Source organism: Paenibacillus sp. EKM301P, assembly GCF_011800295.1.
In the GTDB taxonomy this organism is placed as follows: domain Bacteria; phylum Bacillota; class Bacilli; order Paenibacillales; family Paenibacillaceae; genus Paenibacillus; species Paenibacillus polymyxa.
This window is the reverse complement of record NZ_JAALFM010000004.1, coordinates 149,691-164,906: the sequence shown is the minus strand read 5'-3', so window position 1 is coordinate 164,906 and position 15,216 is coordinate 149,691. Positions and strand designations below refer to the sequence as shown.

At 44.4% G+C, this 15,216-nt stretch carries 15 protein-coding genes and 1 other RNA gene; 6 read left to right on the top strand and 10 right to left on the bottom strand.

All coding sequences use genetic code 11. From position 1 onward, the window contains the following. The first annotated feature begins 8 nt into the window (after window positions 1-8). Window positions 9-680, top strand: coding sequence for a zinc metallopeptidase (locus tag HFD99_RS12180; RefSeq protein ID WP_016819733.1), 672 nt, complete (start codon window positions 9-11; stop codon window positions 678-680). A 97-nt stretch (window positions 681-777) separates the two neighbouring features. On the opposite strand, the gene HFD99_RS12175 is transcribed toward HFD99_RS12180, so the two are convergent. Continuing rightward, entirely contained in the window at window positions 778-1,707 is a 930-nt protein-coding gene (locus tag HFD99_RS12175; RefSeq protein WP_025364562.1) for a LysR family transcriptional regulator, read from the bottom strand. Between the two features lie 98 nt (window positions 1,708-1,805). Beyond that, window positions 1,806-2,429, bottom strand: coding sequence for a rhomboid family intramembrane serine protease (locus HFD99_RS12170; protein ID WP_123797074.1), 624 nt, complete (start codon window positions 2,427-2,429; stop codon window positions 1,806-1,808). Window positions 2,430-2,550: 121 nt separating this feature from the next. Here HFD99_RS12170 and tpx point away from each other — a divergent pair, with 121 nt between their 5' ends. Further along, window positions 2,551-3,069 carry a thiol peroxidase gene (gene tpx / locus HFD99_RS12165; RefSeq protein ID WP_013370495.1) on the top strand — a complete coding sequence of 173 codons (519 nt, stop codon included), beginning with the start codon at window positions 2,551-2,553 and terminating at the stop codon, window positions 3,067-3,069. Window positions 3,070-3,162: 93 nt separating this feature from the next. Here tpx and HFD99_RS12160 read toward each other — a convergent pair whose 3' ends face one another. The 4 genes from HFD99_RS12160 to HFD99_RS12145 all read right to left on the bottom strand — a co-directional run bounded on the left by HFD99_RS12160 (window position 3,163) and on the right by HFD99_RS12145 (window position 6,580). Continuing rightward, window positions 3,163-3,555 carry a DUF1499 domain-containing protein gene (locus tag HFD99_RS12160; protein WP_039277012.1) on the bottom strand — a complete coding sequence of 131 codons (393 nt, stop codon included), beginning with the start codon at window positions 3,553-3,555 and terminating at the stop codon, window positions 3,163-3,165. A 215-nt stretch (window positions 3,556-3,770) separates the two neighbouring features. After that, window positions 3,771-3,965, bottom strand: a non-coding RNA gene (gene ssrS / locus HFD99_RS12155) — 6S RNA. A gap of 58 nt (window positions 3,966-4,023) precedes the next feature. Further along, window positions 4,024-4,785 (bottom strand): YesL family protein, encoded by a 762-nt coding sequence (locus tag HFD99_RS12150; protein ID WP_016819729.1) that lies wholly within the window; start codon window positions 4,783-4,785, stop codon window positions 4,024-4,026. A 217-nt stretch (window positions 4,786-5,002) separates the two neighbouring features. Further along, complete coding sequence (locus tag HFD99_RS12145) at window positions 5,003-6,580, bottom strand: DEAD/DEAH box helicase (protein ID WP_013370492.1); 1,578 nt, start codon at window positions 6,578-6,580, stop codon at window positions 5,003-5,005. Between the two features lie 326 nt (window positions 6,581-6,906). Between HFD99_RS12145 and HFD99_RS12140 the strand changes: the two genes are divergently transcribed. From HFD99_RS12140 to HFD99_RS12125, 4 genes are all read left to right on the top strand, one after another. Next, a complete protein-coding gene (locus HFD99_RS12140) occupies window positions 6,907-7,728 on the top strand; it encodes a YitT family protein (protein ID WP_016819728.1) in 822 nt (273 codons plus the stop codon). 172 nt (window positions 7,729-7,900) lie between these two features. Then, the gene (locus HFD99_RS12135; RefSeq protein ID WP_014599634.1) at window positions 7,901-8,089 is read left to right on the top strand and encodes a hypothetical protein; all 189 of its coding nucleotides are present in this window, start codon (window positions 7,901-7,903) and stop codon (window positions 8,087-8,089) included. Window positions 8,090-8,306: 217 nt separating this feature from the next. After that, on the top strand, window positions 8,307-9,485 hold the full coding sequence (locus HFD99_RS12130; protein ID WP_016819727.1) for a putative glycoside hydrolase: 1,179 nt from the start codon (window positions 8,307-8,309) through the stop codon (window positions 9,483-9,485). Window positions 9,486-9,678: 193 nt separating this feature from the next. Then, window positions 9,679-11,049: an MATE family efflux transporter gene (locus tag HFD99_RS12125; protein WP_019686907.1), complete on the top strand. Its 1,371-nt coding sequence runs from the start codon at window positions 9,679-9,681 to the stop codon at window positions 11,047-11,049. On the opposite strand, the gene HFD99_RS12120 is transcribed toward HFD99_RS12125, so the two are convergent. The 4 genes from HFD99_RS12120 to HFD99_RS12105 all read right to left on the bottom strand — a co-directional run bounded on the left by HFD99_RS12120 (window position 11,046) and on the right by HFD99_RS12105 (window position 15,100). Further along, window positions 11,046-11,255, bottom strand: coding sequence for a DUF3906 family protein (locus HFD99_RS12120; RefSeq protein ID WP_017425844.1), 210 nt, complete (start codon window positions 11,253-11,255; stop codon window positions 11,046-11,048). The two genes, HFD99_RS12125 and HFD99_RS12120, sit on opposite strands and share 4 nt — an antisense overlap. A gap of 117 nt (window positions 11,256-11,372) precedes the next feature. Further along, window positions 11,373-12,344 carry a 6-phosphofructokinase gene (pfkA, locus tag HFD99_RS12115; protein WP_016819724.1) on the bottom strand — a complete coding sequence of 324 codons (972 nt, stop codon included), beginning with the start codon at window positions 12,342-12,344 and terminating at the stop codon, window positions 11,373-11,375. A 23-nt stretch (window positions 12,345-12,367) separates the two neighbouring features. After that, window positions 12,368-13,447 carry a tetraprenyl-beta-curcumene synthase family protein gene (locus HFD99_RS12110; protein ID WP_016819723.1) on the bottom strand — a complete coding sequence of 360 codons (1,080 nt, stop codon included), beginning with the start codon at window positions 13,445-13,447 and terminating at the stop codon, window positions 12,368-12,370. A 237-nt stretch (window positions 13,448-13,684) separates the two neighbouring features. Next, on the bottom strand, window positions 13,685-15,100 hold the full coding sequence (locus HFD99_RS12105; protein WP_123797073.1) for an MATE family efflux transporter: 1,416 nt from the start codon (window positions 15,098-15,100) through the stop codon (window positions 13,685-13,687). Between the last annotated feature and the right edge of the window lie 116 nt (window positions 15,101-15,216).

Below are 15,216 nucleotides of genomic sequence, written 5' to 3'. Positions count from 1 at the left end.
GTTGCTTTATGATGGGTATGTATATATTGATTATTCTTGCGTTCGGATTATCCTTATGGGCGCAATTTCGTGTAAAAGGTACGTTTAACAAATGGTCTGATGTTCCAAACGAAAATGGACTGACTGGTTATGATGCAGCTCGGCACATGCTGGATCGCAATGGCTTGCACGATGTGCCTATTGAGCCAGTACCTGGCGCGCTATCTGACCATTATGATCCGATACAACGAGTGGTGCGCTTGTCTGAGCCCGTTTATTACGAAAAATCCATTTCTGCGGTTGCTGTGGCTTGCCATGAAGTCGGTCATGCCATCCAACATAAAGAGCATTATCCTATGCTGGCACTTCGCCACCGGATTTTTCCGATTGTAAACTTTGCTTCCGGGATTGCACCATTTCTGCTGATTGCCGGTTTCTTATTTAGCTTTACGAACCTGATCGGTCTGGGTATTATCTTCTTCTCGGCTACTGTTGCTTTTCAATTAATTACATTGCCTGTTGAGTTTAATGCTTCTAATCGCGCACGGGAAATCATGGTTTCTGAAGGATTTATCCGTAGTGATGAAGAACGTGGTATAGCTAAAGTTTTAAATGCTGCTGCATTGACCTATGTGGCTGCAGCTCTCGTTTCCTTGCTGGAACTGATCCGCCTAATCGGTATCTTTAATAGCCGGGATTAATCACTTGTATTGCAAAAAAGGTTGTTCCTCCACCAATGACGGTAGAGAAACAACCTTTTTTTCTTGATCTTAAGCCAATAAACTATACTTCGTAGTCTCAATCTGCTTTTGCCGTTTTGTTCGAAGTAGCAGCATTACCATGAAGGCCAAAATATTGCAATAGAAAAGTTCGGAACGATTTAGCAACTAATGGAAGCTTGTCATCTCTGCGATGAATCAAGCCAATCGTTCTTGTCACCTCTGGATCAACAATCGACACCCTTGCAGGTTGCAACGGGTTAGTCTGAAACAGCGCCATTTCAGGCAGAAGACTAACCCCCATACCTGCAGCTACTAATCCGCGAATCGTATCAGTCTCTTCGCCTTCAAAAGCAATATCCGGTGTAAATCCAGCCTCCAGACAGGCCTGCCAGACAATCGGGCGTAACGAATATCCATCTCTGAACAAGATGAATTTTTCTCCCTTAAGCTGGCTCAATGTGATGTGTTCGGCTGAAGCCAAAGGATGATTGGGCGGCAAAACTGCAAATAACTCCTCGGTTAACACCACATCCCCCTCGACATGGTCATGTCGATCTGGAAAAGGAGATACAAAAGCCAAATCCACCTCACCCGCTAACACATCACGAATTAAACTCGGGTACATCCCTTGTTTAAATCTGAATTTAACATTGGGATACCGCTTACGGAATTCAGCCACCACTGTAGGAATAAGATGAATCCCCAAACTGTGCGGAAAACCGATACGGATTTCGCCCCCCTCAGGGTCTAAAAACTCATGCACTTCCAAAACAGCCCGCTCCAGGTCTTTCATGATCGTTTCCACCCGTTTGCAAAATAGCTGTCCCACTGGCGTAAGCTGCAGATTGCGACCCTTTTGCATAAAAAGATTAACTCCCAGCTCTTCTTCAAGCTGATGAATTTGCCGACTTACCGCAGATTGCGCCACATGTAGCTCCTCGGCTGCCTGAGTGACATGTTCTTTTTGCGCTACTTTCATGAAGTATTGCAACTGTCGTAATTCCACTCCGATATTCGCTCCAATCTGTTTTTCAACATCCGAAAGAAGATGTCCATCGAACATCATCCTCTTTCTTACCCTGATAACTTACGATAAAGCTGTCTTTAGTGACGTTTGCGCTGGCCAGTTAATCTAATCAATAATCCATAAAAGAAAAACCCACTGAGCAATCCCCCAAAGTGAGCGGTCCAGTTAATGTTCGCTACAGCAAAAGAAAACAGAATACCAAACCCAAGCAGCGTGTACAGCGTTTTGCGCGAAGCATCATCCATCAAGGAACGATGGAATAAGGCAACGTACAGAAACGCCCCATAGATGCCATAAATCGCTCCTGAGGCTCCTACAGAGACTGTCGTTTCCGCCAGCATGTTGTAATGTGCAATGGACAGTATATTCCCTACAATGCCCGTGACTAGATACAATAACACATATCGTAAGGACCCGAGCAAACGCTCCAGCGGAGGAGCGAATACAAGTATTGCAAAGGAATTAAACAGAAGATGATCAAAGCCTGCATGTAAAAACATAGCTGACACATACCGCCACAGCTGGTCAGTGAATGGCGCCTCATTAATCAAAGCCCCATACCGGATCAGCGTCAAACTATTTTCCGATCCACCTTGCACGGTCAGTACAATAAACATCACAATATTGATAAGCAAAATCAGACAGGTTACCGGGTAAAACCGCAAATAACTTTTCCAGTTCTCATAACGTAAAAAAATCAAGGCAATCCTTCCTTCATGGGGTGTCTCCACCTTATTCAAATTGGACAATGTCTTTTATAAAAGATTATAATAGATTTCGGCAACGATAACCAATGCCAAAAACCAAAGGAGGCTATTACATATGGCACAAGAACGTACAGGAGTTGCTACTTTTAAAGGCAATCCTTTGACTCTCATAGGTCCTGAACTGAAAATTGGAGATCAGGCGCCTGATTTCAAATTACAGAAAGACTTATTGGAAGCAGCTACGCTTCAAGACTTTGCAGGCAAAGTCAAACTGATTAGCGTTGTCCCTTCTCTAGATACAGGCGTGTGTGACGCACAGACGCGACGTTTCAACCAGGAAGCAGACTCCCTGGGGGACCAAGTTGTGGTACTGACGGTCAGCGTGGATTTGCCTTTCGCTCAAGCTCGTTGGTGCGGTGCGGCTGGTATTGATCGCGTATTGACACTGTCCGACTACAAAGATCATTCCTTTGGTGAAGCTTATGGTGTATTCATTAAGGAATTCCATTTGGATCATAGAGCTATTTTTGTCATTGACCAAAATGACAAAATCGCTTACGTAGAATACTTGAGCGAAATGGCCGAGCATCCTGACTATGATCAAGCGATTGCAGCCGTAAAAAAACTGGTCTAAATCAGGACCGAATATTAAAAAAGCGAGTGAAGGATTGCCTTCCTCGCTTTTTTTGATGTTTGTCTACCACATCACTGCTCCCACAACCTGCTACTACTGTACGACCTTATAAGCAGACAGCTTCTTGTCGATCATAGTGAACAGTTGCAAAATAATGCGGTAATTGGCACCCAAGTCCCCTAACGATCCACGTGAAGCAGAATAAATATCCACCGCACTTCGAACTGGCGAGACAGATAAAATCGAAACGGTAATGTCGACGGTTCTGCCGAACGCCGTTCGCTTCTCCAACGTAATCTCACCTACAGATGCTACCTCATGGAGCACCTTGTAGCCAGGAATCTTTTTTAGGATAGATGATACTTCTTCCCAAGCCTTGTCTCTCGATAAGTTATAATAGCGTGTCTTCATTTGGGGGTCCTTGACCCGGTCGCTTGTACCTTCTTGGCTGCGCACAATCCCTACCAGAGTCCTCTTCAACGACAAGACATTTCCTCCTTCACGATAATCGCTACCTATCATACGACACATCGGCTTCCTCTGCTGCAAGCGCTTTATAAAACACGATAAACAACCGAAATTGAGTCCGATCATGCCTGTGGTATGCGACCTTAGTACCTCATGTCTTAGTTTAACATTGTTGCATACAAAAAACACCCTGTTTCTGCATAAGCAGTACCAGAGTGTGTTCATTACATTATGGAGTACCCGCCGATGCCGTCCGACCATAGCGTCTTCTGAACCTGCTTTAGCAGGTGGGTGACCGCAGAATAAACTTTTGAAGTCCCCTTGTCAGCAATTGACAGGGCTTTTCAGCTATTCATTCGTATAGATCTCCCTAGACATTGTCATTGGTTCAAAACAACAAATGACCGTAACGTGCATCGCAGGATGTGACCTTATTATAGCGCTTCTCACTCAGAAAGTAAATGCTAGGAGAAATATGTTTTATTTTTAGAGGTTATCACTTTTCTTGTCTTCAATGGTTGCCTTTTCTTCGTCTTTCTGTTTCATTTTCTCCATTTGATCCTGCATTTTGAGGAAGGTTCCGTAAAAATTAAAAAAAGCGAACCAGGCAACTACACTGCCGATGAAGAATAAGAAAAGCACGGGATATTTAACTCCAATGTATATAACAACGGCGCTGCCGAGCATGGTGGAAAATACACGGAATGGTCGAATCAGCGTCAATAAAACCGCATTTTTAATAATTTGTCCGGTAGACATATGATAATGAGCTACCATCGAAAAGAAGTTAAACATAGACACAAGCAAAATAATGATGAGGATCAGCATGATAACACCCACGATTTGCAAGTTGCTGAGCTGTGTCATATATACAGTGTAATCCACATACATGACGACAAACAGTAACGTGTAAAAGATACCCCCAATCAGACTCTGCTTATAGTTCTCTTTATATCCTTTAAAGAAGGTACGAAACACGCCTGTATCGGTATCGCCCATCACCCATTTGCGAACCACTGAGAACAAAGCCGATGTTGCTGGAAATAAAGTAAGCGGTGCCAAAATAGCCATCGCCCAGTTCATTTGTAACGATTCATTCGCCAAATTCTGATTCATAACCAGTAATTTCAGTATGAGGCAGAATACAAAAGGCGATGAACATAACACCCACAACAAATTGCTAGCCGCCAGCCGGGTAATCCACTCGGTTAGGCGGTAAATCCCCCCCATAGCTCCTTTAAATTCCAATGTTAGTCTCTCCCTCCGCAAGCCTTGGCAGTTCCAAGACTTATGTTGCTATGCCTGTTAATTCCGGCTCTTGACTATATCATACCGTATTTCATCCCTAAAGCGCTAGTGAAATCCATACGTGGTCCATTAAAGCAAATCCCATAAAATTCATACTTACCGATCAAAAAAAGCCGAAGCTAGCATTAGCTTCGACTTTTTAATCACTTATTTCTTATTATTCAGAAGAGGAATCTTCACGTCTTGCAGGACGGCGAGTTTCGCCATTGCTGCTCGGGCGTGGTTTGCGATCTCCACTATAGCGGCTTCCGGAATCACGGTTGTAGCCACCGCCTTCTTTGCCACGGTTGTAACCGCCGTATCCACCTTTACTGCCGCTACCGCCACGGTTGGAATTGTAGCCACCGTTGCTGCGTCCACTATAGTTGGAAGGCTTGCGTCCGCCAGAACGCACGTCTGGTTTACGACGTTTTGCACGGATCGGATCTTCCGGAGTCAGTTCAATAGATGCCTCTCTCTTCTCACCAGTCATCAGCTTCAGAGCAGCAGAGAGTAGTTGTACAGAATCATATTGCTCCAGCATTTGAATAGCCAAACCTTTGTACTCATTCAGCTCGCCTTTTTCTACAACCTCTAGAAGGCGTTCTGCGATGATACGTTGTTTGCCTTCCAGAGCTTCTGCCAACGTTGGAAGAGGCTTACGTGGAATGCGGTGACGGGTTACACGCTCAATGAAATGCAAATGGTCAATTTCACGAGGCGTTACGAATGACCAAGCTTCCCCTTCTTTACCTGCACGTCCCGTACGTCCGATACGGTGAACATAGCTCTCTGGATCTTGCGGAAGGTCAAAGTTCACAACGTGAGTTACGCCAGAAACGTCCAAACCACGGGCAGCAACGTCAGTCGCTACGAGTACGTCAATACTTCCGTCACGGAATTTACGCATAACAGCATCACGCTGGTTTTGAGACAAGTCACCATGCAAACCGTCTGCGGAATAACCACGTTTTTGCAGAGCTTCAGCCAGCTCGTCTACCCGGCGCTTAGTGCGACCGAATACGATAGCAAGTTCTGGGGATTCCATGTCGATCAAACGGCTTAATGCTTCAAATTTTTGACGCTCAGGAACTTCAATATAGGCTTGATCAATCAGCGGAGCACTAACTTGTTTAGGAATAACGGATACATGCTCAGGATCTTTAAGGAATTGCTCAGCCAATCTTTTAATGTTAGGAGGCATTGTAGCCGAGAACAGCATCGTTTGACGCTCGTCTGGAACCTGCTTCAGAATGGACTGAATATCTTCCATGAAGCCCATATCCAGCATTTCATCTGCTTCATCCAAAACAACGGTGTTCACGTCTTCTAGCTTAATGGTTTTACGATTAATATGATCAAGCAAACGTCCTGGTGTACCGATAATAATTTGAGGTTTCTTTTTCAAAGCGCGAATCTGGCGTACGATATCTTGTCCACCATAGATCGGCAAAGTGCGAAGACCTTTAAAGCGGGAGAGTTTTTCGATTTCTTCAGCCACCTGAATAGCAAGCTCACGTGTTGGAGCCATTATCAGGGCTCTGATTTTTTCATCGTTTTTAGAAATTTTATTGATCATCGGAATACCAAACGCAGCGGTTTTACCCGTACCCGTTTGGGCTTGACCAATCATGTCTTTCCCTTGCAATGCAATCGGGATGGATTTGGATTGAATAGGTGTTGCTTCTTCAAACCCCAGCTCCGTAATCGCCTGAATTACCTTCGGTTCAAGATCAAATTCTGCAAATGTCGTCAAATTTATTCAAACTCCTTCATAATGGTGGATGTGGTGGACAATCCACAATGTTGTCTGTATTCTTAAGTAGCGATATTATTGTATAAGTTTTCCCCAATACAGTGACAGTTTATTTAACTCTATAACTGCATCTTTCTGTAATGAATTCGGGGAACCCTATCCGATACATCTTAAACGAATTTATCCTTTTTAAAACAGTTTAAATTTTAAGTGTTTCTCTGGACATAGGTCCCTACTCAAGAATATCCACATCGCATTATAGCACAGAACAATTCATGAATACCAGTAAGTTGCTTTCTGTATAATTAAAATGAGGTGAAAAAAAGTTGTTAAAAATAGTGTTAAACTGCTTAACTGTTATTCTTGGAGCCGCTGCCATAGCATGCGGTTTTAATCTGTTTCTCGTCCCACATCACTTACTGAGCGGGGGAGTAGCCGGACTTTCCATGCTAATTGGCTATTTCACAAAATTCGATATCAGCACCATGTATTTTATCATCAATATCCCAATGCTTATTGCAGGCTGGTTTATTTTAGGCAAGCGTTTTATTAGTCTGAGCATTCTATCGGTTATCGTTACCACGTGGATTTTGGCCTGGGTACCCGTACAATCTGTTGTGTCTGATCCCCTGCTGGCCTCTGTCTTTGGTGGGGTAATGGTCGGCGTTGGGGCGGGTATTTCCTTTCGGGTAGGAGGGTCTACGGGCGGTTTTGACATTATCGGCTCCATCGTTACCACATATCGTGACTTCCCCGTCGGAACTGTACTTGTGGGCATGAATGGACTGGTCATTCTCGCAGCAGGATATTTGAACGATGATTGGAATATTGCACTGGCTTCTATGTTATCCATTTTTGTGACTGGTAAAGTGTTGGATCAAATCTATGTAAGTCATACGAAGATCACCGTCTACATCATTACAGAGCATACTGACCAGTTACTCAGCCGAATGTTGACCACGCCACGAGGTGTCAGCAAAATAAAAATTGAAGGTGCATTTTCACATACCGAAAAGGACATGCTGATGACTGTTACGACACGCTACGAGCTTGTTGAATTAAAACGCATCATTAAGGAAGTAGACCCTTCTGCTTTTGTCAATATTGTGGAAACGGTTGGAGTAATGGGTTCATTCCGCCGAAGATAAGCACAAACCCAAGTGTCAAAATACTGTTTTTGTGGTACACTATATGTGCGCTGTTCCCATAGTATATAAAGACCAGCTTTACCTGCTATTTCACAGGCACTTTGCTTTTCCGAATCGTATTGAATGATTCTTTTGGAATGATTCCGAGCAGGAAAGGGTGATTTTTGTGGAAATGGAAACGGTAAAACTGTCCGACATTGTCTTAAGATGGTACCCGGAAATGCTCCCTTCTCTCAAAAAGAATGAGTTAAACTCGATGATTGTGCTTCGAGACGGGTTGTCCATACTCAAGCCAACGGATGCGCTTGAAATTATTCAGTACAGTATTTGTGAGCACCAAGACAATAACTATCTTCAATAAATTTTTTTGCCAAGTGCCGCTTCTTCCGGTTGCATCCACAACCGTGAAGAGAGCGGCATTATTTATGCCTATTTACGGATTCATCGAGCGATAGTTAGGTTAATCATGTAAGACTATGCCTGATGATACCAGTATTGGTTACAAGCGTGTTGTTTTTTCGATCCATAACTTTACGTATAATCAGGTAAGCGCCATACATAAGGGAGAGAGTTAGGAAATGAATATGATTTGGGCAATTATGCTATTGGCAATGGGAATAGGCGGAAACGGGGGCCAGTCAGCCAACGCTCCAAATGTAAAAGATACGGTGGCAACGACAATCAGCAGTGCCATGATCCAGGCACAACACAGTAATACAAAGGTAGATGCCTCCAATCCGCCGGTTAAAATTGACCCACAGCCGACCACGCCAGCTATTAAAGGTATCTATGTCACAGCCTATAGCGCAGGCGGTTCACGTATGACTCAGCTACTCGAATTACTGGACAAGACAGAGCTCAATTCCATGGTTATCGATATTAAGGACGATGCAGGTTACATCACTTATCCAACGACCAACCCCGAGCTTCTGAAATTGGGCAAGCCGCAAAAATTCATTAAAGATATTTCCGGTTTGATGGACCGTTTGAAAAAACATAATGTCTATCCGATTGCTCGTATTGTTGTATTTAAGGATACGGTATTGGCCAACAAAAATCCTGAGATGTCCTTCCGCAATGCTGACGGCTCTGTTTGGAAAAACGGCAAGGGAGATGGGTTCGTCAATCCCTATAATAAAGAAGTATGGGATTATAATATCGCCATTGCCAAGGAAGCAGCAAAACTCGGGTTTAAGGAAATCCAATTTGACTATGTACGTTTCCCTGAAGGTTTTGAAAAAAGAGCAGACAAACTAAAATATACCAAATCCGATCAATCCCGCTCGGATACGGTCGCTGAATTCGTACAATATGCCCGTAAAGAGCTTGCTCCACTAGGTGTGAGGGTATCGGTAGATATTTTCGGATATGCCGCATCCGTTCCTGCTGCCGAGGGTATCGGACAGGATTTCACTAAAATTTCTGAAAATGTGGATGTCATTTCACCGATGGTTTATCCAAGTCACTATACAACAGGCTGGTTTGGTGTGAAGGACCCAGATAAGAACCCCTACCAGACGATCAAAGGCTCCATGGCCGATACACACAAAAAACTCGATCCTACAGGCAAGCTAAAGCCAATTATTCGTCCGTGGATTCAGGATTTTACCGCAAGTTGGTTAGGAAGCGGACATTATGCCAAATATGGGAAAACACAAGTCGAGGACCAAATTCGCGCGCTTAAGGACATGAAGGTGGACGAATATTTACTCTGGAATGCCACTAACCGCTATACAAGCGGAGTAACCTACAAATAACTATCCTTCTGACTCCTCTTTTTTTATACGAATTTTAGAACTTATATCTTTATTATCGAAGACTGCCCCGTTGTTTGACGAACGGATGCAGTCTTTTTTATGGCTGTTCAATTGTTGCAGTATCCCTTACAATAAAATTTACATGTTATGATATGTACAAATAATCAAACCCTAGTAAATGAGGATAACAAAAATGCAATTGACTCTAACCATGGGACAGAAATGGAAGCAGCTTTTTTACATTTTGCTCCCTATTCTGATTACCCAGCTTGCACTATCTGCCATGACTTTTTTCGACACGAATATGTCGGGACACTTTTCCCCTGCCGATCTAGCTGGAGTAGCTATCGGAGTAAGCCTATGGGTCCCTGTACAAACAGGCCTTAATGGCATACTTATGGCTATTACCCCCATTGTATCCCAATTGGTGGGTGCACAACGCAAAGATAAAGTCTCCTACTATGTCATTCAGGCTCTTTGGCTGTCTCTCGTCCTATCCATCGTCGTTTTAATTGCTGGCATCATTTTGGTAAAGCCTATATTAAACGGTATGAATCTGGAATTGAGAGTTCATAATGTGGCTCTGTACTATCTTTGTGCGATGGCCTTTGGTGTTGTCCCTCTATTTGCCTACACTGTGCTCCGAAGCTTTATGGATGCATTAGGACAAACCCGTTTTACGATGTTAATCACGCTCATGTCATTGCCCATCAATGTTTTATTGAACTATCTACTTATTTATGGTAACTGGGGTTTTCCCCGTTTGGGGGGTGTAGGCTCCGGGGTAGCAACGGCTACCACCTACTGGATTATTATGCTGGTCGCTGGTATTACTGCGCACCGAGGAAAAATATTTGCCGAATACCGAATCTTTAGCAAAATATACGGGATTGCGGCCAGTGCTTTAAAAGAGCTTATCAAAATCGGGGTACCTATTGGATTTGCTATATTTTTTGAGACTGCCGTCTTTTCAGCTGTCACGCTCTTCATGAGCAGCTATAACACAGCTACCATAGCCGCTCATCAGGCAGCCATGAACTTTGCATCTACGCTGTATATGATTCCACTCAGTATTTGCATGGCACTTACGATTTTGGTCGGCTTTGAAACAGGAGCTTCCCGTCCACGAGATGCCAAAACGTATAGCGTAATGGGCATTAGCAGCGCAGTAGGCCTATCATTGATTACAGCTATTATACTGCTTATCTGGGGTGAACAGGTCGCTCGACTTTACTCTACCGACCTGCAGGTCATTCAATTGGCCCAGCACTTTTTAATCTATGCGATTTTCTTTCAGATCTCTGATGCTGTCGCTACACCAACACAAGGGGCGCTACGCGGGTATAAAGATGTCAATCCGGCCTTTTTACTCACATTCCTGTCCTATTGGGTGATTGGGCTTCCTGTAGGGTATATACTCGCACGCTGGACCACGTGGGGGCCTTACGGCTACTGGATTGGCTTGATTACAGGTCTGGCCGTAGGCGCCATTTTACTTCTCTGGCGTTTGGTAAGAGTGCAACATCGTTTTGCCGAACAAAAACAACACGCAAAGGCTACTTAGTCTTTGCGTGTTTCGATTACATATGCTACACCAGCAGTAATTCGTTTCTTCTCTACGATAGCCACTTCCTTTAGCTCGGGGGGATATAAAAAGTGTCTCTCCACATGTTGGTCCATTTCCTCAAATGCCTGTTCCTCATTCTCAGCAGCAAGAATGACGGTCAGTGCTCCTTCCGAGCTGTCCACTTCCATTTTGAATAAATACATGCTTGATTACCTCCTGACCCCTATTCAAAGCTAAAAAAATAGCGGATGACTCAGGTCATCCGCATAATTTTAATTTTCCCCATATCAGAGCCCATCTACTAAACGTAAAGGTTCTTATTATTGGGACAAACGCAGAGCCAACTCATAAAGCTCCATGTTGAAATCTTTTTTGGTGCTTACAACCTTGCCAATATCTGTAGCTACCAGCTTACCGTCGATCGTTCCGCAAGCTTTGTCAGATACACCCTCAATCAATTGACGAACAGCAAAGTCACCCAAACGGCTTGCCAGGTTGCGGTCAAACGCGGTTGGTGTACCTCCACGTTGAATGTGTCCAAGCACTGTAACACGAGGCTCATAATCCGGACAGTTTTCTTGGATTACTTTGGCTACTGTTTCGCCTTTGCCTACACCCTCAGCAACGATAATGATACTGTGGCGTTTGCCATGTTTGAAGTTTTGTTTCATCCGATCGGATACTTCATTCAGGTCAAATTCTACCTCAGGTACCAAGATCGTTTCTGCACCGGAAGCCAGACCCGCATGGAGAGCAATATCTCCACAATGGCGTCCCATAACTTCCACGATGGAAGAACGTTCATGGGAAGACATTGTATCACGCAGCTTGTTGATTGCGTCCACTACAATACTTACCGCCGTATCAAAACCAATGGTGTAGTCTGTGAAGGAAATATCATTGTCAATTGTTCCTGGAAGACACATGGTTTTAATGCCTTGCTTGGTCAGCTTGTTAGCCCCTTGATAAGAACCGTCGCCACCGATGACGACTACGCCGTCAATTCCACGATTACGCAAAATTTCAGCGCCACGCTTCTGACCTTCTTCAGTCGTAAATTCCAGACATCTTGCAGATTGAAGTACAGTACCCCCACGTTGGATAATATCTCCGACGCTTCTCAGGTCCATTGGAAAAATATCATCGTTCAAAAGGCCTTGATATCCACGTTGAATCCCGAATACTTCCAGTCCAAAATACAATCCGCTACGCACGACGGCGCGAACTGCCGCGTTCATCCCTTGTGAATCTCCACCACTTGTTAATACTGCAATTTTCTTAACTGCTGTCATGATTTATGACCTCCTCAAAATAATCATATAAGCCTTCTTATCCATCGACTGTTTAATAAGAAAAACAAACGCATGAGCGGACTATTTTTCATTAAACGTCTCGAAACAGCGCGAACATCCTGCTGCTCACTAACTTTAGGGTCGGATAAATATAAAGCCAGCAATCCCTCGATAATCATCCGGTGAAAGGAGCTGGCAGGGACATCTGCAATATCAGCCCGCGCCCGATTCACAACGTAGGCGATCCGGTCCAGCATCATGTCGGTATCTTCATAATAATTGCAAAAGTTAAGATCTCCGCCCTTCCGGTCTTCGTCTTGATCGATTAGATAATCCAGCAAAATATGAAGACTGCACACATGTGGAAAATACGATGCATGTATTGAGGCAGCCCCCGCATCTGTGAGATGCCGGTCGCTGGCAGCAAGAAACAGCATAAAGACCCCCAGGGTTGAGCCAGTAGCCGCAGCAAACTCGTTCCAGCGCAGCTCGGGTGTACGATCTTTATGAATCGACCACCAGTCCAAAAGCGCTTGTTCCCGCAGCTCGGGTTTAATATGCTTGTATACTTGCAAATCCGTGTATAATCGCGCCAAATCCTGAACGTAAGGCATTGCCGCCTCATAGCCCGGAAGCCTGCTTACACAAGACTGACAGGTTGTCACCAGCCCGGTCAAATAACCGCCATCCTCCTGCTCACGACGCAACTCATAATAATTCACTGGCCTAGCCGTCGGATTAACCGCATCCAGCATCGACTGATGCAGCAACCTGAAATCATCCGGGTCCATCGACGTACTGCGATCACACAGGTTGTCCAGATAATCGCTAATCGTCTGGTACGCCACAATCAGTGGAATTAGCGTCTGCCGGTCAGACATATTGGCTGCAGCATAAACCGCTCCCCCCACGCAGTGAAACGTCTTCTCTGCTATGCTCGCAAGCGCCTGACTTCTCAGCTCAGGGTCCGGAATTTGTTCGGCCTTGCTCTTCCAGTTACTCAATTCTTGTTTCGTTTCAGGGAGAATGTGCTTGTACATTCGGCTCATTAGACCTATGGGGCCTCTCGGTACTTGATAACGTCCTTGCTCAACATAACTCAAATGACGGTGCCTCCACATTGTTGTCTACGTAATTATACCTATCCAAACCATATTCATTATAATATGATCGACCTTTTAGCACAAATGAACAACCTCACTTTTTTCTTTACTATTCAAGAAAAATGAGCTCTTCTCACAAAAACGCTTTGTAGCCGTGCCACTGAATTAGCCAAAAATAACAGTCAAACTAGATCCACCCTTATAAAACTTTAATCGCAAATAGTAGAATTGTCCTATCTATCCCTTGTCCTCGGCCAGCTTCATGCCTTGGTTTCCCTCTCCCATGCTAGCCTGCTTCCATTTTCCGAAAACGTAATAGAAAATAACTGCCACGGCGGAGATCGTAAAACCAATAGGAAAGCTCCACCATACAGCATCCAGCCCATACTCATCGACAAATGCATAGGCCAAAGGTATACGAATGCCCCATAATGAAATAATGGTAATGAACAGCGGCACCATTACAGAGCCCGTAGATCGAACAACCCCTGTAATGACATTGGTAATACCGAATATAACAAAAGACCACAAGGTGATCAGATTAATCTGCATACCCAGTTCCAATGCCCCTCCCGTAGAAGGAAGAAACATCAGTAAGGCTTGACGGTTAAATACGTAAATGAATATTACAGCCCCACCAGTCAATACAAAATTATACACAATCCCAATCCAGGTTGTCCTGCGCACTCGATCCCAGCGTCCGGCTCCGATATTTTGAGCGGCGAAGGAAGATACGGCTGCACCTAACGCCATGGCCGGCATCTGCACATAGCTGGACAAATTGTTAGCTGCTGTATAGGCTGCCGCTGCGACTGTCCCGTAGCCGTTGATCAGGTTCATTAAAGCAATCGCACTGGTGGAGACAGCAATCATCTGCAGTCCCATCGGGACTCCTTTACGAATAAGAGTCCAAATAATCTTCCAATCAAATTGAAGTAAGTGAAGCTCTGAAGATGTAATGCGCAGAAAGTATTTTACACGATATAGGTAAATGAGAATCAATACAAAGCTGATCCCTTGAGCAATCAGGGTAGCTGTGGCGGAGCCTCCGATGCCCATAGCAGGGATCGGCCCCCATCCGAATATGAGTAGTGGGTTGAGTAAAACATCCAGTACGACGGAAACGAGCAGAAAATAAAATGGTGTTTTGGAATCTCCAGCCCCTCTCATTACGGTCATGATGTAGTTATATCCGTACAAAAAGGGCATACCCGCGAAAATAATGCGCGTATAGGTGATCGCCATATCGACTGATTCGGCAGGCGTATTGAGCACATGAAGAATCCAAGGTGAGCCCAAAAACCCAATAATACCTATAGCAAAAGCAAGCACCAGGAAAAAGACAGCGCTTGTACCTACTACACGCTTCGTTTCTGCTATGTCACCCGCTCCGATATGTTGTCCAATCAGAATAGTGGCCGCCATGGTGACTCCAAAAATCGAGCTGATCAGAAAGAACATTATAATATTTCCATTCGAAGCGGCAGTCAATGCGGCTTCTCCCAGAAACTTCCCAACCCAGATTGAATTAATCGTTCCATTCAAGGATTGCAAAATGTTTCCGAACAGCATCGGCAAAGAGAACATAAACAGTGTTTTGGCAATAGGGCCTTCAATCAGGGAAGGATTACGATCAGCCTCTGCTGCACTCATTTTCTCAGCTCCCTCAATTTAAAATAACTCATGCTTAGTTTTATTACGTATAATACCCTATTCCGGCCCAACCTTCTCATATCATAAACGTTTTTACGCAAAAAAGCGCAGCTCCT

Coding starts and splice junctions, on each gene's coding strand:
- pfkA (WP_016819724.1), bottom strand. CDS start 12,344: ATGACAGCAGTTAAGAAAATTGCAGTATTAACAAGTGGTGGAGATTCA.
- HFD99_RS12130 (WP_016819727.1), top strand. CDS start 8,307: ATGAATATGATTTGGGCAATTATGCTATTGGCAATGGGAATAGGCGGA.
- HFD99_RS12105 (WP_123797073.1), bottom strand. CDS start 15,100: ATGAGTGCAGCAGAGGCTGATCGTAATCCTTCCCTGATTGAAGGCCCT.
- HFD99_RS12180 (WP_016819733.1), top strand. CDS start 9: ATGATGGGTATGTATATATTGATTATTCTTGCGTTCGGATTATCCTTA.
- tpx (WP_013370495.1), top strand. CDS start 2,551: ATGGCACAAGAACGTACAGGAGTTGCTACTTTTAAAGGCAATCCTTTG.
- HFD99_RS12125 (WP_019686907.1), top strand. CDS start 9,679: ATGCAATTGACTCTAACCATGGGACAGAAATGGAAGCAGCTTTTTTAC.
- HFD99_RS12135 (WP_014599634.1), top strand. CDS start 7,901: ATGGAAACGGTAAAACTGTCCGACATTGTCTTAAGATGGTACCCGGAA.
- HFD99_RS12120 (WP_017425844.1), bottom strand. CDS start 11,255: ATGTATTTATTCAAAATGGAAGTGGACAGCTCGGAAGGAGCACTGACC.